Consider the following 19356-nt stretch of genomic DNA (forward strand, 5'->3'; position numbering starts at 1 on the left):
ACGCCTTCATTCATGGACCATTCTCCGACTCGTCGTTCGCTGTTGCTCGCCGCCGTGTCCGCGCCGTTCGTCGCCGCGTGCACGTCGGCTCCCATTGCCGATCAGGGGCGCGCGCATGTTGCCCGCAGCGAGCTCGCCGCACTCGATAAGGCGTCGAACGGCCGGCTCGGCGTCGCCGCGCTCGACACGTCGAACGGCACGCGCATCGCGCATCATGCGCGCGAGCGCTTCCCACTGTGCGGCACCTATGCGGTCGTCGCGGCCGCCGCGATCCTCGCGCGTGCGTCGCTCGATGCATCGCTGCTGCCGCGTCGCATCCTGTATCGCCGTTACGAAGTCGTGGCCGGCTCGCCGGTGACGGAGAGCCACGTCGACACGGGCATGACGATCGCGCAACTCTGCGCCGCAATGCTGCAGTCGGGTGACAAGGGCGCGGGGAACCTGCTGATGAACGTGCTCGGCGGCCCGCAGGCCGTCACGGCGTTCGCGCACGAAAGCGGCGACACCGTGTTCCGGCTCGATCGCTGGGAGCCCGAGCTGAACCGTGCCGCGCCCGGCGACGAGCGTGACACGTCGACGCCGGTTGCGATGGTCGATACGCTGCAGCGGCTGCTGCTCGGCGACACGCTGCAGCAAGCGCAGCGCGCGCAGCTCACCGACTGGATGACGGCCGGCGCGCCCGACGCGACCGGCATCGCGGCCGGCGTGCCGCCGGGCTCGCGCGTGGCGGCCAAGCGCGGCACCGGCGGTTACGGCACGACGACCGAGGTCGCGGTGGTGTGGCCGCCGTCGCGCGCGCCGATCGTGCTCGCGGTGTCGTTCACGCAAGCGCAGGCCGACGCCGCTGCGCGCGCGGACGTCGTCGCGTCGGCGGCGCGCATCGCGACCGGAGCGCTCACCGCCACGGCCTGAGCGCGCTGCGCGAGCGACGCGGCTCGCGCAACGCCGCCATTTCGCTTATCGTGTCGGTCAGCCCGCGCCCGTCCCGGCGCGCGGTGTGCCTGCGCGATGCGCGCTTCATGCGCGCCGTTGGTTCGCGCAGTTCGTCTGCTTACCTGCCTCGCCATGCGCCGACTTCCGCCTCTGCACGCGCTGCAGATCTTCTCCACGGTGGCCCGCCACCGCAGCTTCACGCGTGCGGCCGAGCAGCTGTGCGTCACGCAGGGGGCGGTGAGCCGCCAGATCCAGGCGCTCGAGGCGCACTACGGTTTTCCGCTGTTCAAGCGGCACGCGAAGGGCCTTCTGCTGACGCCGGAGGGCGAGCAGTTGCTGCCGGTCGTCAACGAGAGCTTCGCGCGCATCGAGGACATCTCGATGAAGCTCACGCGGCAGCGCACCGATCTCGCGCTGAAGGTGCCGACCTGCGTGATCCGCTGGATGCTGCCGCGCATCATGCGGTTCCAGGGCGAGCATCCGGATCTGCACGTGCAGATCACGACCGCGTGGCAGCACGTCGTCGATTTCTCGACCGAGCCGTTCGATGCGGCGATCGTCTACGGCACGTCGCCGGGCGCGGGCGTCGTCGCGCTGCCGTTGTTCGACGAGCGGCTGACGCCGGTGTGCGCACCGGAGCTGCGGCACGCCGCGCCGCTCGACGCGGCCGGCGATCTCGTGCGCCATACGCTGCTGCATCCGACGCGCGATCATCGCGACTGGCGCGCGTGGCTCGAGCATGCGGGCGAGCGCGGCGTCGACGCGCAGCGCGGCCCGACCTTCGACACGCTCGACCTCGCGACGAATGCGGCGATGCAGGGCTTCGGCGTCGCGATCGGCGACGTGACGCTCGTCGACGACGACGTCAGCGCACACCGGCTCGAGCGGCCGTTCGACATCGTGCTCGAGACCGGCGCGCGCTACTACTTCGTCTATCCGGAGAGCATCGGCAGTCAGCAGAAGATCCGCGCGTTCAGCGACTGGATCGCCTGCCATCGCGACTGACGCGCGCAGTATCGGGCGACGCTTCCTACTGGTAGGTGACGACGGCGATCAGCGGCGCATGGGCGGTGCCGGCGCGCTCGGGGACGACGATCGTGCGCGAACCCTGGGAGAACGACGTGGTGGCGACCGTGCGCAGCGTGGCCGCGTCGACGAACGCGACTTGGCCGGTGGCCGGGCGCGGGCAATCGGGACGCATGCGCGCATGCTGCGCATCGGCGCTGTCGACCGTGAACGAGCAGGGCGGCTCGACGATCATGCCGGTGAAGCGAACTATGCCGGACGCGCCGGCCGCGAAGGAAGACGATGAAACCAGAAGCGCGGCAGCGAGGGCGAACGAGGCGGTAGCACGGCGATGCTTCATGACAGGCTCCAGAGTGGAAGCGCGTCGCAGCGAGGCCGCTCGAATGGCAGGCCGTCAACGCTGCGGTGCTGTATGCGTAAACGGCAAGTTCATCGAACCTCTTGAGTGAGAACGGGGAGACGACGGCACGCAAGGGACGTCGGGTTCCGGTGATCAATCTATCTCGAACTTGTACTACTGCAACTCGGGGTAGTACGGATGGCGCATGCAGCGCTGTGGAAGGAACGGCGGTTTGCCGGCCAATCGTTGGGGAGTCAACCAACGGCGATCGTGTGAATCGCAGTACCAACAATGGGTTCGTCGTGGTCGCCGTTGGTCAATTGCGCAGGTGGGCACTCGCGTGCCGACGTCGTGCACGCTCAAAACAAGCCTTCGCGGCGTACACGGCCGAAGTGAACCGATGAGAAGACACCTATGACCAGCACGCCGGCGAGCATCGCCGCGCTATCTACGTTCACCCCGGGCGGGAACGGATGATGGAGCAGCAGCGCCAAGCCGATCAGTGCGTTCAGAAAGCCCCAAAGGACATTGACGAGCGGCGACGATGGCCCCTTTCCGTGCGGCTTCGAAAACGGAGACGGAAAAACTTCGCCGCGCAGACCGGCAGTCAGGTGCGGCATCGCGTTGCACAAGAAGGCACCTGCAAAGAAGGCTGAAACGAAGCTCATGACTCGTCCTTTCGAAGGGAGTGAAACGCATGAATGGATAGGGACGCGCGGAATCGCCGAGTCGGCAGCCGAAAGGATTGGCAGCAGCCCGAGTCGCGACGTCGTGAGGCTCGAACTGTCTCGATCGACATCTGCGAGGAAGGCTCTCGCGGTCCAGGCGGGCAAGCCCGCTGGAGCGCGACAGATTCGGTTCGCCGGAATCGATGAACCACGACCGGTGCAAGAAAACTGGCCGACCGCCAACGTCAGGTCAGAGGCGGCACCTTCCAGCGCAAGGCGGTGCTCCCGAGCGCGGCCGTGCGAAAAGCATAGATCACGACAGTCTAACTTGCAAGTTTAGCTGTCGAATTTCGTGCGTGCGCCTTCGTAGTGACGTTTCATGAAGTCCAGGAGCGATGTCGGCCGCACGGTCGGATATTGGTCATTTGCGATGTCGCGCAAGGTGCCTTCGCCCGACATCATCGGCAGCAGATACTGGAGCGGCAGCATTGCCATCGGATGAGCACCGGCCTTCGCCATTCGCCGTAGCTCGGCATAGCCGTCCGCGATCGAGCCTCGACGCACCCGATGAAGCTCCTTGCCGGTCGCTGCTGCATAGTCCGCTGCGATCTGGGCAATGGTGCGGCAGTCGCCTGCCACGGACACTATCCTGTTAGCCGCCGCCGGATCCTCGACGGCAGCCACGGTCCAGGCTGCAACGTCGTTCATGGACGTGAAATCGAGGGGCACCTCGTCGTCGCCCCAGTAAGCGATCGTGCCCGCTTTGGCGTCGATCAGGCCGGGGTTGGAGAACACGGCCTCCATGAAGCCACCGTTCAGGATGTGGGTGTGGCCAATGCCGCTCGGCGCGACCTTGCGATCGAAGGTCCGCCGCATGTCGAGGTAAGGGTTGATGCCTTCCGGAATCGAGAACAGGTTCTCGGAGAAGTCCGACGGGACCAATCGCCGGACGCCTGCCGCGAGCGCTGCCTCGAGCAAACGGGCCTGGCCATCGACGATGATGTCGGGGCCACCCTGAACTGCCGAAATAACGGTATCGACGCCGGCACAGGCTTGCTCGAGGCTGAGCGGGTCGTCCAGGTCAGTATTGACGACGGTTACGCCGTTCGCAAGCCACTGCCTTGCACGATTGCCGTGTTTACCTGCTGAACCGCCGCGCACTCCCGCGCGGATCTCACCGGCGGGTCGCGTGCGAAGTAACGCATCGATGATTCGGTGCCCAAGATTGCCGGCGGCGCCGACGACCAAACAGCTCGTGTGTGTATTGTCCATGACTCCCTCGGTTCGTCACGACGCTCGGTGGACGGCGTCGAGGAGAAGTCTAGGTCGTGCCGAATTTGAATATAAGATGGCTGAATCGAGACTCCGCGTTCCGGAAAACGACACGAAATGGACCAGGCCGACCTCATCATATTTCTTCGCTTAGCCGATAGCGGAAGCCTTTCAGGCACGGCACGCACGCTGAAGTCGCCCAAATCGTCCGTAAGCCGGGCACTCGTCCGGTTGGAGACGGAGATTGGATCGGCGCTCTTCGACCGGTCCACCCGACACTTCCGGCTGACCGATGCGGGAAAACTGCTGCTGCCCTACGCGTCGCGGGCAGTTCACGACCTGCAGGAAGCGCAGGCGATCATCGATGGCTACGCGGGGGAACCGCGCGGGCTGCTACGCATCAACACGACGCAATCGTTCGCACAGGGGCTCGTTGCGCCCATGCTGCCCGAGTTTCTCGACCGCTATCCGGCGCTCACCGTCGAGCTGACGACGGACTCGAACTACGTCGACATCGCGCGCGAAGGTATCGACGTAGCGGTGCGCGTCGGTACACTTCCCGACTCGTCGCTCGTCGCACGCAGGCTGCCGCCGGTCGAATTGTGGCTGTGCGCAAGTCCATCCTACCTGTCGCGGTCGGGCGCGCCGATGGCGGCAAGCGAGCTTCATGGACATCGGCTCGTCGTTCGAGAGGCGCCCACGAGCTGGGTGTTTCAGGATGGCCAGGCGGAATTGACCATACGGCCGCGTGGTAGCGCAATTATTCCTGATGCGGCTGCGCAGAAGATCGTGCTTGAAGGCGGGGGCGGGATTGGTTTTCTTCCAAGCTACCTCGCTGCTCCCGCCTTGAGGGCAGGTACCTTGGTGCGGGTGCTTCCGTCATTGAGACGAGAACCCATCGAGCTTCACGCGCTGTATCCGACTCACCGCAGTATGTCGGCAAAGGTCCGCGTTTTCATCGATGCCCTTGTTGGTCACCTCGAGACAGTCGGGCTAACGTCCTCGCGCGTCTAGCGGCTTGGGTGTACCAGGCGAGCGCCAGGCAATCGATACAGGCAATTGAACTGGCCGATCGCCGACGTGCCTCTTCTGCACTCCACGAAGAACCCAAAAAAACGGCCGCCCATTCCGGGCGGCCGCCTCGTGCTACCGCAGCTTCGCTCAGCCCGCGCGCTTGCGTACGGCCCCGACGATCACGAGCAGCACGATCGCACCGACGATCGACGCGATCCAGCCCGCGCCCTGGCCGGGCGCATACCAGCCGGCGGCGCGGCCGACATAGCCCGCGATGAGCGAGCCGACGACGCCGAGGACGATGGTCATCAGGATGCCCATCTTGTCGTCGCCGGGTTTGAATGCGCGCGCGAGCAGGCCGACGATGAGCCCGACCACCAGCGTTTCGATGAATTGCAGCATGAACGCCTCCCTGTTGCCATTGAGTTGTTGACGAACAGCAATGGACCAGCGCGCGCTGCGCAGGTTCCATTGCTCGGCACACCGATGCACCGGCGCGCGGGGTGCCGAGTATTGCACGCCCATGCGTCGCGCGCGTGTCAGGCAACCGGATCGAGACGGCGATACCCTTCGGTCGCGCGCAGCAGCGTGCGCGTGTAGTCGCGCGCGACCTGTCCGGCACGCACGTCCTCGATCCGCAACTGCTCGACGATCTGGCCGTGCTGCATCACCGCGACGCGCTGACACAGAAAACCGATCACCGCGAGATTGTGGCTCACGACGATCATCGTCAGCTTGCGTTCGCGATGCAGGCGGCGCAGCAGGTTCAGGATCTCGGCCTGCACCGACACGTCGAGCGCGGAGGTCGGCTCGTCGAGCAGCAGCACGCGCGGCTCGACGATCAGCGCGCGCGCGATCGCGACGCGCTGGCGCTGCCCGCCCGACAGCTGGTGCGGATAGCGGAAGCGGAACGTCGGCCCGAGCCCGACCTCCGACAGCGCCCGCGCAATGCGTGCATCGGCGTCGTCGATCCGGTGGATCGACAGCGGCTCGCGCAGCGTCTGATCGACCGTGAAGCGCGGATGCAGCGATGCGTACGGATCCTGGAACACCATCTGCACGTGGCGGCGCGAGGCGCGATCCGGCGTGCCGCCGACGGCCCGGCCGTCGATCGACAGGCTGCCGCCGGCGAGCGGGACGAGGCCGGTCAGCGCGCGCAGCAGCGTCGACTTGCCGGAGCCCGATTCGCCGACGAGCCCGAACACCTCGCCGTCGCGGACCGCGAAGCTCGCGTCGCGCACCGCATCGACGTGGCCCGTGCGAGTGGGAAAGCGGATCGAGACGTGGTCGACGTCGATCATCGTGTGGTCTCCGGTGGTTGCATCGGCATGCTTGCGGGCGGCGCGGCCTCGAGCCACGCCGGATCGCGCCGCAGCACGGGGAGTTCGTCGGGCGGGTTCACGAGCGGCGGATTCGCCGCGAGCAGCCCGCGCGTATAGGGATGCGTCGCATCGCGCAGGTCGCGCGCCGCGCAGGTTTCGACCACGCGGCCCGCATACATCACCGCGACGCGATCGCAGAACGACATCACGAGCGGCAGGTCGTGGCTGATGAACATCAGCCCCGTGCCGTGCTGCGCGATCATCGCGTCGAGCACCGCGAGCACCTGCATCGACACCGCGACGTCGAGCGCCGAGGTCGGCTCGTCGGCGATCAGCAGCCGCGGGCCGGTCGACACCATCATCGCGATCATCACGCGCTGGCCCATCCCGCCCGACAGCTCGTGCGGATACGCATCGGCGACGCGGGCCGGATCGCGGATCTGCACGGCCGCGAGCGCGTCGACGATCCGCTCGCGCAACGCGCGGCCGCGCAGCCCCGGCTCGTGCCGCCGGAACGCTTCGGCCATTTGCTTCGCGACGGTCATCACCGGGTTCAGCGAATACTTCGGATCCTGCAGGATCATCCCCATCTGGCTGCCGCACAGCCGACGGCGCTCGCCGGGCGTCATCGCGAGCAGGTCGCGGCCGGCGAAGCGCATGGTGCGCGCCGACCAGCGCGCGGCGTCCGGCAGCAGCCCGAGCAGCGCGCGGCCGGTCAGCGATTTGCCGGAGCCCGATTCGCCGACGATGCCGAGCCGCTCGCCGGGCGCGAGCGTCAGCGACAGGTCGCGCACCGCGTCGGACACGACGCCGTCGTGCCCGCGAAAGCCGATCTTCAGCCCGTCGATCTCGCAAAGCGGCGCGGCCGTTTCAGTGGAATTCGCTTGCATGTCACGCTCCATGACGCGGATCGAAGACGTCGCGCAGCCCGTCGCCGAGCAGGTTGAACGCTAGGCTCACCAGCAGGATCGCCGCGCCGGGCAGCGTCGCGACCCACCACGCGTCGAGCAGCACGTTGCGGCCCGACGCGACCATGAAGCCCCATTCGGGGCTCGGCGGCTGCGCGCCGAGGCCGAGGAAGCCGAGGCCCGCGACGGTCAGGATGATGCCGGCCATGTCGAGCGTCGCGCGCACGATCACCGACGACATGCACAGCGGGACGATGTAGCGCAGCAGGATGCGCGGCCCCGACGCGCCTTGCAGTCGCGCCGCATGAATGTAGTCGGCCTGCGCGATGCGGATCGTCTCGGCGCGCGCGAGCCGCGCGTACGCGGGCCACGCGGTGATCGAAATCGCGACCACCGCGTTGATCACGCCGGGCCCGAGCGCGGCCGCGAACGCGAGCGCGAGCACGATCTTCGGGAACGCGAGCGCGATGTCGGTGATGCGCATCAGCACGCTGTCGACGAAGCCGCCGCAATAGCCGGCCGTGGTGCCGATCAGCAGGCCGATCGGCACCACGATCACGACCACCAGCAGCGCGATGCCGAGCGTGATGCGCGAGCCGCCGATCAGCCGCGACAGGATGTCCCGGCCGAGCTGGTCGGTGCCGAGCCAGTGCGATGGCGAGCCGGGCGGCAGCAGCCGGTCGGACAGCACCTGACGCAGCGGATCGTGCGGCATGATCAGCGGCCCGACGATCGCGACCGCGATCAGCGCGACCAGGATCGCGAGCCCGAACAGGTTCAGCGGATTGGTGGCGAAGCGGCGCCAGCGACGGTACGCGAGGCCGAACGCGGCCTGCGAACGCGACGCGGGGGCGTCGGAAAGAAGCCACGCACGCAGCGTGGGACGCTCGATGTTCATGGGCGGACGATCTTCGGCAGGAAGGGAAGGACAGCGCAGCAGGAAGCGGTCATGGCGAAGCGGCCCTCAGCGCGCACGCGGATCGAACACGCGATACAGCGCGTCGGTCAGCAGGTTGACGGTGATGAACATCGCGCCGATCACGAGCGTCGCGCCGAGCACCGCGCTCATGTCGGCATTCAGCAGCGCGCCGGTCAGGTACGAGCCGAGGCCCGGCCACGCGAACACGATCTCGGTCAGCACCGAGCCCTCGAGCAGGTTGCTGTAGGTCAGCGCGATCACGGTGAGCAGCGGCACCGCGATGTTGCCGAACGCGTGCCGCCAGATCACGCGCCGCTCCGACAGACCCTTCGCGCGCGCGGTGACGATGTATTCCTGGCTCAGCTGGTCGAGCATGAACGAGCGCGTCATCCGGCTCAGATACGCGACCGAGTAATAGCCGAGGATCGCGGCCGGCAGCGCGATGTGCGACACCGCGTTGCGGAACACGTCCCATTCGCCCGCGAGCGCCGAGTCGATCAGCAGGCTGCCGGTGCGCGGGTCGACCATGCCGTCGTACACGGGATCGAGCCGGCCGGGGCCGGCCACCCAGTGCAGCCGCGCATAGAACAGCAGCAGCCCCATCAGCCCGAGCCAGAACACCGGCACCGAGTTGCCGATCAACCCGACGAAGCGCGCGATGTGGTCGACCGGCCGGTTGTGCCGGACCGCGGCCACGACGCCGAGCGGCACGCCGAGCGCGATGCCGATCAACGTCGCGATGGTCGCGAGCTCGAGCGTCGCGGGGAACACGCGGCGGATGTCGTCGAGCACGGGGTTCGACGTCAGCAGCGAGATCCCGAGATTGCCGTGCAGCACGTCGCGCACGTAGATCAGGAACTGCGTCGCGAGCGGCTTGTCGAGGCCGAGCGCGATGCGCTCGGCCGCGTAAGCGTCGGCCGACGCGCGATCGCCGAGGATCGCGAGCACGGGGTCGATCGGCACCTTGCGCCCGATCACGAACGTCAGCGCGAGCAGCCCCGCGAACGTGACGGCGAGCGTGAGCGCCCAGCGCAGCACGCGCAGCGCCCAGCGTACGGCCGGGCGTCGCGCGGGCAGCGTGCGCAGCGCTTCGAGGGAGGAGACGGGAGTCGACATGCGGCGAGTGTTATTGCTTCTTCAGGTTACGGTACGACACGAGATCGTTGATCGGCCCGACTTCGAGCCCGCTCACGCCCGGCCGCGTCGCGACCTGCGCGACCTTCTCGAACATGATCACGAACGGCGAGCGCGCGAGCATCGCCTTCTGCATCGCCTGATAGCGCTGCGCGCGTTGCGCGGCAGTGGGTTCGGCGAGCGCGGCGTCGGTGTCCTTGGTCAGTTGAGGAATGTCCCAGCTGTTGCGCCAGGCGAGCATTTTATAGCTCGACTTGTCGGAGTTGTCGGGGTTCCAGGCGAAACCCTGCGCGTTGCTGTGCGGATCGATGTAGTCGGCCGACCATTCGCCGATGTAGATGTCGTGCTGGCGCGCGCGGTACTTCGCGAGCGTCTGCTTGTTGTCGCCCGGAATCAGCTGCACCTTGACGCCCGCCTGCGCGAAGTTGGCCTGCACGGCCTGCGCGATCTCGGTGTACGGATAGTCGTTGCGCACGTCCATCGTCACCGAGAAGCCGTTCGGCACGCCGGCCTTCGCGAGCAGCGCCTTCGCCTTCGCGACGTCGAGCTTGTACGGGTTCGAATTCAGCGTGCCGAGGAAGCCTTCCGGCAGGAAGGTCTGGTGCACCTTGTAGGTCGTCTTGACGACGTTGGCCTGGATGCCGGAATAGTCGACCAGCCATTTCAGCGCTTCCTGCACCTCCGGCTTCGCGAGCGTCGGGTTCTTCGTGTTCAGGCCCAGATACAGCAGCGTCGCCTGCGGCGAGGCCGCGACCTTCGCCTTGCCCGACTTCACGACCGACGCGAGATCGTCGGGGCTCAGGTCGCGCGCCGCATCGACGTCGCCGTTCTCCAGCAGCAGGCGCTGGCTCGCCGCCTCCGGCACGTGGCGCAGGACGATGCGCTTCATCGCGAGCGGCAGCCGGTAGCCGTCGAAGCGTTGCAGCACGATGCTGTCGCCGGCCGTCCACTTGACGAGCCGGTATGCGCCGGAGCCGGCCTCGTTGGTCTTCAGCCACGCGTTGCCGAAGTCGTTGCCCTGCTGGTGCGACAGCAGCAGCTTGCGGTCGAGCACCGACGCCGGCCACGAGCCGAGCACGTTCAGCACGAAGGTCGGCGCGTATTTCTGGTCGGTCGTGATCGACACCGTCTGGTCGTCGAGCTTCTTCACGTTCGTCGCGACGTTCGCCTTCGTGAGGCCGATGCCGGTGAGCACCGCCGCCGGCCCCTTGTCGAGCAGCACCGTGCGCTGGATCGACCACGCGACGTCGTCGGCGGTCAGCGGATTGCCCGAGTGGAACTTCAGGCCCGTGCGCAGCTTGAACGTATAGGTGAGCCCGTCGGCGCTGACCGTCCACGATTGCGCGACGTCGCCGTTGAATTTCGACGGGTCGCGCAGGTCGACTCGCACGAGGCGATCGTAGGTGTTCGCCACGTATTCCTCGGGCACCAGCTCGTAGATCTCGCCGGGGTCGAGCGTCGTGAATTCGTCGAGCAGCGTCGCCATCACGAACATGTCCTTCGGCGTGGCCGCGTGCGCGGCGCGAAGCGGAACGGCGGCGAGAACGGACGCGGCGGCGAGCGCCGCGACGAGCCGGGAGATCGGGAGTTTCATGGGCGCTTCTCCATCTTTCGTTGAAGTCGTTGAAGTCGTTGCACGTGCATCGAAACGGCGGCGTGCCTCGCCGCTACATCAGTTGCCACGGGCCGCTCGCGGCGTTGTCGATCTGCGGCAACGCGCGTGAGCCGGGCAATTCGTAATGCCACCACTCGCTGTCGATATGCGCGAAGCCGGCCGCGTGCATCACGCCGAGCAGCAGCAGCCGGTTACGCTGCACGTGCTCGGGCAGCCCCGCATGGAAGTGGCCCGACGCGGCCACCATCTCGTCGAAGCCGGTGCCCATGTCGAGCGGCGCGCCGTCCGCGCCGACCAGCGTCAGGTCGAGCGCGGTGCCGCGGCTGTGGTTCGAGCCGCGGCCGAGGTCGGCGACGAAGTTCGGATCGGGCAGGAAATCCCACAACACCTGCTGCGCCTGCGGCGGCCGATACGCGTCGTAGATGCGCAGCGTGAAGCCGGCCTGCGCGGCGACGTCGATCGCGCGACGCAGCGCGGCTTCCGCCGGTTCGAGCAGCAGGCAGTGCGTGTGGCGGTAGATCGGCTTGCCGGTCAGGTTGCGCGCGCTCGCGTAGACGAGATCGATCTCGACGCGATGCGTGGCGGGGGTGATTTCGACGAGGCGGTGAGGGTTCATCGGCGGTCCGGTTTGCTCAGGATTCGAATTGGTCGAACGTGCGCTGCAACTCGCGGTTGCGCGCGACGCGCCGGTCGATCGCCGGACCGAGGCGATCGACCACCGCGGTGATCAGCAGGTTGAACAGGCAGGTGAGCGGCGCGAGCGAATCCCAGAACTGGCCGACGTCGGTCTTCACCTGCAGCAGGTCGGCCGGCCATTCGCGCGCCCACGGGCAATACAGGTCGGTGACCAGCGCGAACGGCTGGCCGCGCTCGGCGGCTGCCTGGCAATAGCGGCGCGCGCTGCGCGAATACGCGCGCGTGTCGGTGACGATGCAGTACGGCCGCTCGAATTCGGAGTTCAGCGAATCGACGTACGAGCCCGACTGGCCGTCGGAATAGAACACGCGCGGGCGCAGGTATTCGAGGTAGCTGCTGAATGCGTTGCTGATGCCGCGCGTCGACTGGATGCCGAGGATGAACACCGCGTCGGCGTCGGCGATGCGGTCCGCGACCTGCGCGAACACCGGTTCTTCGGCAAGCCGGTACACGTGGCGGATCGCGTCGAGCTCGCGCTCGAGCGATGCGGCGAGCGGGCTGCCGCTACGATCGCCGTCGCGCGCGTCGGCGGTCGCAGGCGCGGCGGCGGCGCGGCGGTACTCGTCGAGCCGGTCGGTGATCATCCATGGGCGATCGTTGCCGCCGCCGCGCAGTTCGCGTTTCAGGTCGTCGAGGTTCCGGTAGCCGATGCTGCGCAGGAAGCGCCCGACCGAGATGCCGCTGGTGCCGGTCTGCTGCGCGATCTGGTCGGCGGTTTCGAGGCCGAGCCGATCGAGGTTCGCGAGCATGTAGCTGGCGATGCGTTTTGCGGTCGGCGTCAGCTCGGCAAAGTGCGATTCGACGGTGTGGGCGAACGTGCAGGTCATCGAAATGTTAGATCGCTGTCATTTGATGATTAGATGTCATCTATCTGACAAAGCCAAAATCATGAGCGCCAGCGAATAAAAACTATGGACGGACGAGGGGTGATAGGGGTTGGCATACGTGCTACGGCCGGCAGCAGCGCTCTGCAGTGTGAAAATATTACTGACAGGAATACTTTGCGTTTATGTCTGTTAGAGATAATTTACGTTTATGCCTGTCAGAGATATACTGCATAGATTGCATCCAGGACGCCCGCCGTGAATCTCATCGTCAATACCCCTGCTCAACTGGGCGAAATCCTGTCGTCCGCGCGTCAGGCCAAGGGGCTGACGCAAGCCGAGGCGGCGGCACGCATCGGCGTCGGCCAATCGCGCCTGTCGTCGCTGGAAACGATCCGCACCGAAAGCCTGTCGCTCAAGCAGTTGCTCGAACTGACCGCGCTGTACGGTCTCGAGCTCAGCATCCGCACGAAGGACGGGCGCGACGCTGCCGACGTCGAGTGGTAATCGATGGGACGCAAATCGCACAGCCGCGCGCTATCGATCTGGGCCAACGGCGTGCGGGTCGGAATCTGGCGGATTCCCGCGCGCGGCGACATGGAACTGCTGTACGACGCCGGCTGGAAACAGTCGGATGCCGGGCGCCCGCTGTCGCTGTCGCTGCCGTTCGGCATCGGTCCTGCGCCGTTGCGCGGCGAGCGCGTGAATCACTACTTCGACAACCTGCTGCCCGACAGCGACGCGATCCGGCGCCGGCTTGCGTCGCGGTTCGGCACGGCGACGACCGAGCCGTTCGATCTGCTCGCCGCACTCGGCCGGGACTGCGTCGGCGCGGTGCAGTTGCTCGGCGAGGATGAAACGCCGACCGGCCATGACCGGATCGACGGTACGCCGTTGTCCGACGACGACGTGGCGCGCGTGCTCGATCAGGCGAGCGGGGCGGCGGGCGGTGCGCAGGACGACGACGACTTCCGCCTGTCGCTGGCCGGCGCGCAGGAAAAGACCGCGCTGCTGTTTCACGACGGGCGCTGGATGCGTCCGCATGGCTCGACGCCGACCACGCATATCCTCAAGTTGCCGCTCGGGCTGGTCGGCAACAAGCGTGCGGATCTGACGACATCCGTCGAAAACGAGTGGCTGTGCCTTGCGATCCTGCGCGCGTTCGGCCTGCCGACGGCGCATGCCGACATCCTGCGTTTCGGCGCACACAAGGTGCTGTCCGTCGCGCGCTTCGATCGCGCGCTGCATCGTGACGGCGGGTGGCTGTTGCGCTTGCCGCAAGAGGATTTTTGCCAGGCGCTCGGCGTGCCGCCGCATCTGAAATACGAATCGCAGGGCGGCCCCGGCGTGCCCGATCTGGCCGGCATCCTGCGCCGGTCGGAAACGGCGCAGGCCGACCTCGACACGCTGTTTACCGCGCTGGTGGTGTTCTGGATGCTCGCCGCGCCGGACGGGCATGCAAAGAACTTCAGCCTGCGCCTGCTGCCGGGCGGCCGCTTCCGTCTGACGCCGCTCTACGACGTGATGTCAATCTGGCCGGTCGAGGGGGACGGCGCGAACCAGTGGTCGTGGCACAAGGCGAAGCTCGCGATGGCCGTGCACGGCAAGCGCAAGCACTATGCGATGCGCGACATCACGCGTCGGCACTTCACTGCGATGGCGGAATATTGCCTGCTCGGCGATATCGCTACGCCGATCGTCGAACGACTCGTAGCGATGACGCCGCACGTGATCGAATCGGTCGGCGCGGCGCTGCCGGCCGGGTTTCCGGCGCGGATCGCCGAACGCATCCTCGGCGGATTGCGCTTCGCTGCGCAACGACTTGCCGACCTGCCGCGGGAGTGACCCGGCCGCCGCCCGGACTCGGCAGCTGAAAGCCGGCGCATCCGCACTTTCGCGTTCCCGTCGATGGCATCGAGCCGCCATCGCGCGGCGCGCATCCCGCTCTCTTCTCATCGACATTCATCCGCTGCTGCATCGCAATAATTACAAAATTAAAGTCGATCAGTTTTATTCATTAATTCAGCTTAATAATTCATTTAATTTTTAGATGAATATGGATTTAACTTGCGTGACGGGATGTTCGATTTTCGATGATTCGAAAACGGCCGGTATTCCGTAATGGGAATTCTCTCGAATGTAAAAATGAAGAGGAAATCATGACGAATCTTTCTCGACGCAGAATGTTGACGAGTACGGCCGGCGCAATTGCCGCCGCGGGCATTGCGGTAACGGCGAAGGCCGCTTCGTTCGGTAACCCGGACAGCCCGCCGGAAGGCGCGGTGAATGCCCGCAACCGGCAGAGCCTGTCCGACCCGGGCCTAAAAATCCAGCCATCGCCAATCAATTCCCGTCTTTTCAGGATTCGCCGGCCACCGATATCAACGGGATGCCGTTATTCTGGGCGTCTTTCAATAATGCCCATAAACGCATTCAGAATGGCGGATGGGCGCGCGAAGTGACGCAGGACGATTTCGCGATTTCCGAAACCATTTCCGGCGTCAATATGCGGCTGACGCGCGGCGGCATTCGGGAGATGCACTGGCACCAGCAGGCCGAGTGGGCCATCATGCTCGACGGCCGTTGCCGGATCACGGTGCTCGACGAGCTCGGACGGCCGTCGGTGCAGGACGTCAAGACCGGCGATCTGTGGTATTTCCCGCCCGGCCTGCCGCATTCGCTGCAGGGCCTCGGCAGCGACGGCGCCGAATTCCTGCTCGCCTTCGATAACGGTCGCGCGTCGGAATTCAACACGCTGTTGCTGACCGACTGGATCGCGCATACGCCGCCCGACGTGCTCGCGCTGAATTTCGGCGTGCCGGCCGACGCGTTCAAAAACGTGCCGCTCGACAACCTGTGGATCTTCCAGGGCGACGAACCGGGCCCGCTCGCGGACGCGCAGCGCGCGTCGGCCGCGTCGGCCGGTGCGCCGCCGCATCCGTTCGTGTTTTCGCTCGGCGACATGAAGCCGGTCAGGAAGACGCGCGGCGGCGAAGTGCGGATCGCGGACAGCACCAACTTCAACGTGTCGACGACCGTCGCGGCGGCGCTCGTCACCGTGCACCCGGGCGGCATGCGCGAGCTGCACTGGCACCCGAACGCCGACGAATGGCAGTACTACCTGCAGGGCGAAGCGCGGATGACCGTGTTCGACACGGGGCCGAAGGCGCAGACGGCCGACTTCCGCGCGGGCGACGTCGGCTATGTGAAGAAGAGCCTCGGTCACTACGTGCAGAACACCGGCCGCACCGACCTCGTGTTCCTCGAGATCTTCAAGGCCGACCGCTATGCGGAGGTGTCGTTGTCCGACTGGCTCGCGCACACGCCGCCGCAGCTCGTCGAAGCGCACCTGAACATCGCGCCGGACGTGATCGCGCAGTTCCCGCGCAATCGTCCCGACGTCGTGCCGCTGTAACGCCGCCAGCGTCCTGCCGTGGCCGGCATGCGGCTTGCTGGCTTGGCGGGCCGAACCCCGAATCGGTCCACTTCATTCGAACGGAATACTCACCATGATTCCTGTCCCGAGCAAAACCGCCGGCGGCTTCGCGCTGAACGGCCGGTCCGCCCAGCCCAGCGACGGCGCGGCGCGCGCCGCGCTGCTGCCGTTCGTCGGCCCGGCCGTGATCGCGTCGATCGGCTACATGGACCCTGGCAACTTCGCGACCAACATCCAGGCCGGCGCCGCGTACGGCTACCGGCTGCTCTGGGTCGTGCTGGCCGCGAACGCGATCGCGATGCTGTTCCAGGCGATGTCGGCGAAGCTCGGCATCGTGACCGGCCGCAATCTCGCCGAGCTGTGCCGCGCGCGCTTCCCGGCGCCCGTCGTGTGGGGCATGTGGATCGCGTCGGAGATCGCCGCGATGGCGACCGATCTCGCCGAATTCCTCGGCGGCGCGCTCGCGTTCGGGCTGTTGTGCCACCTGTCGCTGTTCGCGGGGATGATCGCGACCGCGTTCGCAACCTGCGCGATCCTGGCGCTCGAAAAACGCGGTTTCCGGCCGCTGGAGGCCGCGATCGCGGCGCTGGTCGGCGTGATCGGCGCGTGCTATCTCGGCGAACTGCTGATCGCGCCGCAGAACTGGCAGGCAGCCGCGTTCCATCTGGTGGTCCCGCAGATTCCGGACCATGCGGCGCTGACGATCGCAGTCGGCATCATCGGCGCGACGATCATGCCGCACACGCTGTATCTGCATTCGGGGCTCACGCAGGATCGCGCAGCGCCGCGCAACGACGCAGAGCGGCGGCGGCTCGTGCGCTTCTCGAACCGCGAGGTCGTGATCGCGCTGGGGCTCGCCGGGTTCGTGAATCTCGCGATGGTGATGATGGCGTCGTCGGCGTTTCACGCGACCGCGCCGGGCATGACCGACATCGGCGACGCCTATCACACGCTGATCCCGGTGCTCGGGCCGGCGGCCGGCGCGCTGTTTCTCGTCGCGCTGCTGACCTCCGGTGTGTCGAGCTCGGTGGTCGGCACGATGGCCGGGCAGGTCGTGATGCAGGGCTTCATCCGCCGCCGCATGTCGATCTGGCTGCGGCGCGCGGTGACGATCGCCCCCGCGTTCGTGGTGGTCGCGCTCGGCTGCGACGTCACGCGCGCGATGGTGGTCAGTCAGGTCGTACTGAGCTTCGTGCTGCCGATGCCGATGATCGCGCTGCTGATGCTGTCGGCGCGCACCGACGTGATGGGCGCTTACGCGATGCGGATGCCGCTGCGGATCGTCGCCGGCGCGGCGACGGTCGTGATCGTCGGGCTGAACGCGTACCTGGTATGGGCGGCATTCAATTGAACGCGATACGGGCGGGCAGCTTGCTGCTGCAGGTCCGGCGCTGCGCGGGCACGGCACGCGCGTTTCGCACCACGCGCGGTCGTTGTCGTCGATCGCTACGCATAGCGTGTGCTCGTCCCGCAACGCGTACCCGGCGTGGTATCCGCGCGATGCCGGTCGTTGAAGATCGCCGCCGCGCGCCGCGCGACGATTACCCGCGCGGCGACGTGGCCACGCCGGCGGCGACGATTACTTCGCGAGCGTCCGGTACGACACGAGGTCGTTGATCGGCCCGATCTCCGGCCCCGTCGTGCCGGGACGCGTCGCGACCTGCACGACCTTCTCGAACATGATGATGAACGGGGAGTTCGCGAGCACCGCCTTCTGCAGCGCTTCGTAGCGCTGCGCGCGCTTCGCCGGCGACGGCTCCACCAGCGCGGCCTCCGTGTCCTTCGTGAGCTGCGGGATGTCCCAGCTGTTGCGCCACGCGAGCATCTTCGTCTTCGACTGGTCCGAGTTGTCCGGATTCCACGCGAAGCCGCGCGCGTTGCTGTTCGGGTCCATGTAGTCGGGCGACCATTCGCCGATGAAGATGTCGTGCTGGCGTGCGCGGTACTTGCCGATCGCCTGCTTCGCGTCGCCCGGGATCAGCTTCACGCGGATGCCGGCCTGCGCGAAATTCGCCTGCAGCGCCTGCGCGATCTCGATGTACGGGTAATCGTTCGGCATGTCCATCGTCACGTCGAAGCCGTTCGGCAATCCGGCCTTCGCGAGCAGCGCCTTCGCCTTCGCGACGTCGAGCTTGTACGGATTCGATTTCAGCGTGCCGAGGAAGCCTTCCGGCAGGAAAGTCTGATGGACCTTGTAGGTGGTGCTGACGATGTTGCGCTGAATGCCGTCGTAATCGACGAGCCACTTCATCGCCTGCTGCACGTCGGGCTTCGCGAGGTTCGGGTTCTTCGTGTTCAGGCTCACGTACAGCAGCGCGGACACCGGCCACGATGCGATCCGGATCTTGCCGGCCTTGCTCAATGCGGCGAGGCTGTCGGGGCTCAGGTTGCGCGCGGCGTCGACGTCGCCGTTTTCGAGCAGCAGCCGCTGCGCGGACGCCTCCGGCACGTGGCGCAGCACGATGCGCTTCATCGGATACGGCGTGCGGTACTTGTCGAAACGCTGCAGCACGATGCTCTCGTTCGGCGTCCACTTGACGAGCTGGTACGGCCCGGAGCCCGCGTCGTTGGTCCTCAGCCAGCCGCTGCCGAAGTCGTTGCCCTGCTGATGCGACATCAGCAGCTTCTTGTCGAGCACCGACGCCGGGCACGCGCTGAGCACGTTCAGCACGAAGCTCGGAGCGTATTTGCGGTCGGTTTCGAGCACGAAGGTTTGCGGATCGACCGCGCGCACCTTCTGCATCACGTTCGCCTTCGTCAGGCCGAGATCGGCGAGCACGCCGGCCGGGCCCTTGTCGAGCAGCACCGTGCGTTGCAGCGACCACGCGACGTCGTCGGCGCTGACCGGGTTGCCCGAATGGAACGCGACGCCGGGCCGCAGCTTGAACGTGTAGGTCACGCCGTCGGCGCCGACCGTCCACGATTGCGCGATTTGCCCGTCGAAGCGCGTCGGATCCTTCAGGTCGACCCGCACGAGCCGCTCGTAGGTGTTCGCGACGTACTCGGACGGCACCAGCTCGTAGATTTCGCTCGGATCGAGCGTCGTGAATTCGCCGAGCTGGGTGGCGACGACGAAGATGCCGGGCGGCGTCGCGGCCTGCGCCGGCAACGCCGGAACGAGTGCGACGAGCGCGGCGCTGACGAACAGGCGGGACAGCAGATGCTTCATGCGGGCTCCGTGGAAAGGCAATCGTGGTGCGATTCTCTCATCGACGCCGGCCCGGATGAAAATATTCGGCGGTGCGGGCG

General features: G+C 66.7%; 18 protein-coding genes and 1 pseudogene. 7 read left to right on the plus strand and 12 right to left on the minus strand.

The features are described 5' to 3' along the window. Window positions 1-12 precede the first annotated feature (12 nt). Both bla and AK36_RS03955 read left to right on the plus strand, forming a co-directional pair. Window positions 13-912: a class A beta-lactamase gene (gene bla / locus AK36_RS03950; protein WP_011882401.1), complete on the plus strand. Its 900-nt coding sequence runs from the start codon at window positions 13-15 to the stop codon at window positions 910-912. 153 nt (window positions 913-1065) lie between these two features. After that, the gene (locus AK36_RS03955) at window positions 1066-1938 is read left to right on the plus strand and encodes a LysR substrate-binding domain-containing protein (RefSeq protein WP_045577909.1); all 873 of its coding nucleotides are present in this window, start codon (window positions 1066-1068) and stop codon (window positions 1936-1938) included. Window positions 1939-1963: 25 nt separating this feature from the next. Here AK36_RS03955 and AK36_RS03960 read toward each other — a convergent pair whose 3' ends face one another. The 3 genes from AK36_RS03960 to AK36_RS03970 form a co-directional block, all read right to left on the minus strand. Further along, window positions 1964-2299: a hypothetical protein gene (locus tag AK36_RS03960; protein ID WP_014724751.1), complete on the minus strand. Its 336-nt coding sequence runs from the start codon at window positions 2297-2299 to the stop codon at window positions 1964-1966. 359 nt (window positions 2300-2658) lie between these two features. Further along, window positions 2659-2967 carry a hypothetical protein gene (locus AK36_RS03965; RefSeq protein ID WP_034195148.1) on the minus strand — a complete coding sequence of 103 codons (309 nt, stop codon included), beginning with the start codon at window positions 2965-2967 and terminating at the stop codon, window positions 2659-2661. 336 nt (window positions 2968-3303) lie between these two features. Continuing rightward, window positions 3304-4239: an NmrA family NAD(P)-binding protein gene (locus AK36_RS03970; protein ID WP_045577910.1), complete on the minus strand. Its 936-nt coding sequence runs from the start codon at window positions 4237-4239 to the stop codon at window positions 3304-3306. 117 nt (window positions 4240-4356) lie between these two features. Here AK36_RS03970 and AK36_RS03975 point away from each other — a divergent pair, with 117 nt between their 5' ends. After that, window positions 4357-5253 carry a LysR family transcriptional regulator gene (locus AK36_RS03975; protein WP_011882396.1) on the plus strand — a complete coding sequence of 299 codons (897 nt, stop codon included), beginning with the start codon at window positions 4357-4359 and terminating at the stop codon, window positions 5251-5253. Between the two features lie 147 nt (window positions 5254-5400). Here AK36_RS03975 and AK36_RS03980 read toward each other — a convergent pair whose 3' ends face one another. The 8 genes from AK36_RS03980 to sapR form a co-directional block, all read right to left on the minus strand. Then, complete coding sequence (locus AK36_RS03980) at window positions 5401-5655, minus strand: GlsB/YeaQ/YmgE family stress response membrane protein (RefSeq protein ID WP_011882395.1); 255 nt, start codon at window positions 5653-5655, stop codon at window positions 5401-5403. 137 nt (window positions 5656-5792) lie between these two features. Then, on the minus strand, window positions 5793-6554 hold the full coding sequence (locus tag AK36_RS03985) for an ABC transporter ATP-binding protein (RefSeq protein ID WP_014724754.1): 762 nt from the start codon (window positions 6552-6554) through the stop codon (window positions 5793-5795). Then, window positions 6551-7465, minus strand: coding sequence for an ABC transporter ATP-binding protein (locus tag AK36_RS03990; RefSeq protein WP_045577911.1), 915 nt, complete (start codon window positions 7463-7465; stop codon window positions 6551-6553). Before AK36_RS03990 ends, AK36_RS03985 begins: the two co-directional genes overlap by 4 nt. A gap of 1 nt (window position 7466) precedes the next feature. Beyond that, on the minus strand, window positions 7467-8381 hold the full coding sequence (gene nikC, locus AK36_RS03995) for a nickel transporter permease (RefSeq protein ID WP_011882392.1): 915 nt from the start codon (window positions 8379-8381) through the stop codon (window positions 7467-7469). A gap of 66 nt (window positions 8382-8447) precedes the next feature. After that, a complete protein-coding gene (locus AK36_RS04000) occupies window positions 8448-9518 on the minus strand; it encodes an ABC transporter permease (protein ID WP_014724756.1) in 1071 nt (356 codons plus the stop codon). A gap of 10 nt (window positions 9519-9528) precedes the next feature. Next, window positions 9529-11130 carry an ABC transporter substrate-binding protein gene (locus AK36_RS04005; RefSeq protein WP_045577912.1) on the minus strand — a complete coding sequence of 534 codons (1602 nt, stop codon included), beginning with the start codon at window positions 11128-11130 and terminating at the stop codon, window positions 9529-9531. Between the two features lie 73 nt (window positions 11131-11203). Next, window positions 11204-11767, minus strand: coding sequence for a D-alanyl-D-alanine dipeptidase (gene ddpX, locus AK36_RS04010; protein ID WP_014724757.1), 564 nt, complete (start codon window positions 11765-11767; stop codon window positions 11204-11206). Between the two features lie 16 nt (window positions 11768-11783). Next, window positions 11784-12674, minus strand: coding sequence for a sap1 transcriptional regulator SapR (gene sapR / locus AK36_RS04015; protein WP_034195142.1), 891 nt, complete (start codon window positions 12672-12674; stop codon window positions 11784-11786). A gap of 255 nt (window positions 12675-12929) precedes the next feature. Between sapR and AK36_RS04020 the strand changes: the two genes are divergently transcribed. The 4 genes and pseudogenes from AK36_RS04020 (at window position 12930) to AK36_RS04035 (ending at window position 17458) form a co-directional block, all read left to right on the plus strand. Beyond that, window positions 12930-13178, plus strand: coding sequence for a helix-turn-helix domain-containing protein (locus tag AK36_RS04020; protein WP_011882387.1), 249 nt, complete (start codon window positions 12930-12932; stop codon window positions 13176-13178). A 3-nt stretch (window positions 13179-13181) separates the two neighbouring features. Beyond that, window positions 13182-14516, plus strand: a complete 1335-nt coding sequence (locus AK36_RS04025) for a type II toxin-antitoxin system HipA family toxin (RefSeq protein ID WP_045577913.1) — start codon at window positions 13182-13184, stop codon at window positions 14514-14516. Between the two features lie 314 nt (window positions 14517-14830). Then, window positions 14831-16086, plus strand: a pseudogene (locus tag AK36_RS04030) (oxalate decarboxylase family bicupin). Window positions 16087-16180: 94 nt separating this feature from the next. Next, window positions 16181-17458, plus strand: a complete 1278-nt coding sequence (locus AK36_RS04035; RefSeq protein ID WP_045577914.1) for an Nramp family divalent metal transporter — start codon at window positions 16181-16183, stop codon at window positions 17456-17458. A 228-nt stretch (window positions 17459-17686) separates the two neighbouring features. On the opposite strand, the gene AK36_RS04040 is transcribed toward AK36_RS04035, so the two are convergent. Beyond that, window positions 17687-19276: an ABC transporter substrate-binding protein gene (locus tag AK36_RS04040; RefSeq protein WP_011882383.1), complete on the minus strand. Its 1590-nt coding sequence runs from the start codon at window positions 19274-19276 to the stop codon at window positions 17687-17689. Window positions 19277-19356: the final 80 nt, after the last annotated feature.

Origin of the sequence: Burkholderia vietnamiensis LMG 10929 (genome assembly GCF_000959445.1) — a bacterium.
In the GTDB taxonomy this organism is placed as follows: Bacteria; Pseudomonadota; Gammaproteobacteria; order Burkholderiales; family Burkholderiaceae; genus Burkholderia; species Burkholderia vietnamiensis.

What these genes read in the sequence shown, in the direction of transcription:
- bla (WP_011882401.1), top strand. Translation starts at nt 13, where the DNA reads ATGGACCATTCTCCGACTCGTCGTTCGCTGTTGCTCGCCGCCGTGTCC.
- AK36_RS03955 (WP_045577909.1), top strand. Translation starts at nt 1,066, where the DNA reads ATGCGCCGACTTCCGCCTCTGCACGCGCTGCAGATCTTCTCCACGGTG.
- AK36_RS03960 (WP_014724751.1), bottom strand. Translation starts at nt 2,299, where the DNA reads ATGAAGCATCGCCGTGCTACCGCCTCGTTCGCCCTCGCTGCCGCGCTT.
- AK36_RS03965 (WP_034195148.1), bottom strand. Translation starts at nt 2,967, where the DNA reads ATGAGCTTCGTTTCAGCCTTCTTTGCAGGTGCCTTCTTGTGCAACGCG.
- AK36_RS03970 (WP_045577910.1), bottom strand. Translation starts at nt 4,239, where the DNA reads ATGGACAATACACACACGAGCTGTTTGGTCGTCGGCGCCGCCGGCAAT.
- AK36_RS03975 (WP_011882396.1), top strand. Translation starts at nt 4,357, where the DNA reads ATGGACCAGGCCGACCTCATCATATTTCTTCGCTTAGCCGATAGCGGA.
- AK36_RS03980 (WP_011882395.1), bottom strand. Translation starts at nt 5,655, where the DNA reads ATGCTGCAATTCATCGAAACGCTGGTGGTCGGGCTCATCGTCGGCCTG.
- AK36_RS03985 (WP_014724754.1), bottom strand. Translation starts at nt 6,554, where the DNA reads ATGATCGACGTCGACCACGTCTCGATCCGCTTTCCCACTCGCACGGGC.
- AK36_RS03990 (WP_045577911.1), bottom strand. Translation starts at nt 7,465, where the DNA reads ATGCAAGCGAATTCCACTGAAACGGCCGCGCCGCTTTGCGAGATCGAC.
- nikC (WP_011882392.1), bottom strand. Translation starts at nt 8,381, where the DNA reads ATGAACATCGAGCGTCCCACGCTGCGTGCGTGGCTTCTTTCCGACGCC.
- AK36_RS04000 (WP_014724756.1), bottom strand. Translation starts at nt 9,518, where the DNA reads ATGTCGACTCCCGTCTCCTCCCTCGAAGCGCTGCGCACGCTGCCCGCG.
- AK36_RS04005 (WP_045577912.1), bottom strand. Translation starts at nt 11,130, where the DNA reads ATGAAACTCCCGATCTCCCGGCTCGTCGCGGCGCTCGCCGCCGCGTCC.
- ddpX (WP_014724757.1), bottom strand. Translation starts at nt 11,767, where the DNA reads ATGAACCCTCACCGCCTCGTCGAAATCACCCCCGCCACGCATCGCGTC.
- sapR (WP_034195142.1), bottom strand. Translation starts at nt 12,674, where the DNA reads ATGACCTGCACGTTCGCCCACACCGTCGAATCGCACTTTGCCGAGCTG.
- AK36_RS04025 (WP_045577913.1), top strand. Translation starts at nt 13,182, where the DNA reads ATGGGACGCAAATCGCACAGCCGCGCGCTATCGATCTGGGCCAACGGC.
- AK36_RS04035 (WP_045577914.1), top strand. Translation starts at nt 16,181, where the DNA reads ATGATTCCTGTCCCGAGCAAAACCGCCGGCGGCTTCGCGCTGAACGGC.
- AK36_RS04040 (WP_011882383.1), bottom strand. Translation starts at nt 19,276, where the DNA reads ATGAAGCATCTGCTGTCCCGCCTGTTCGTCAGCGCCGCGCTCGTCGCA.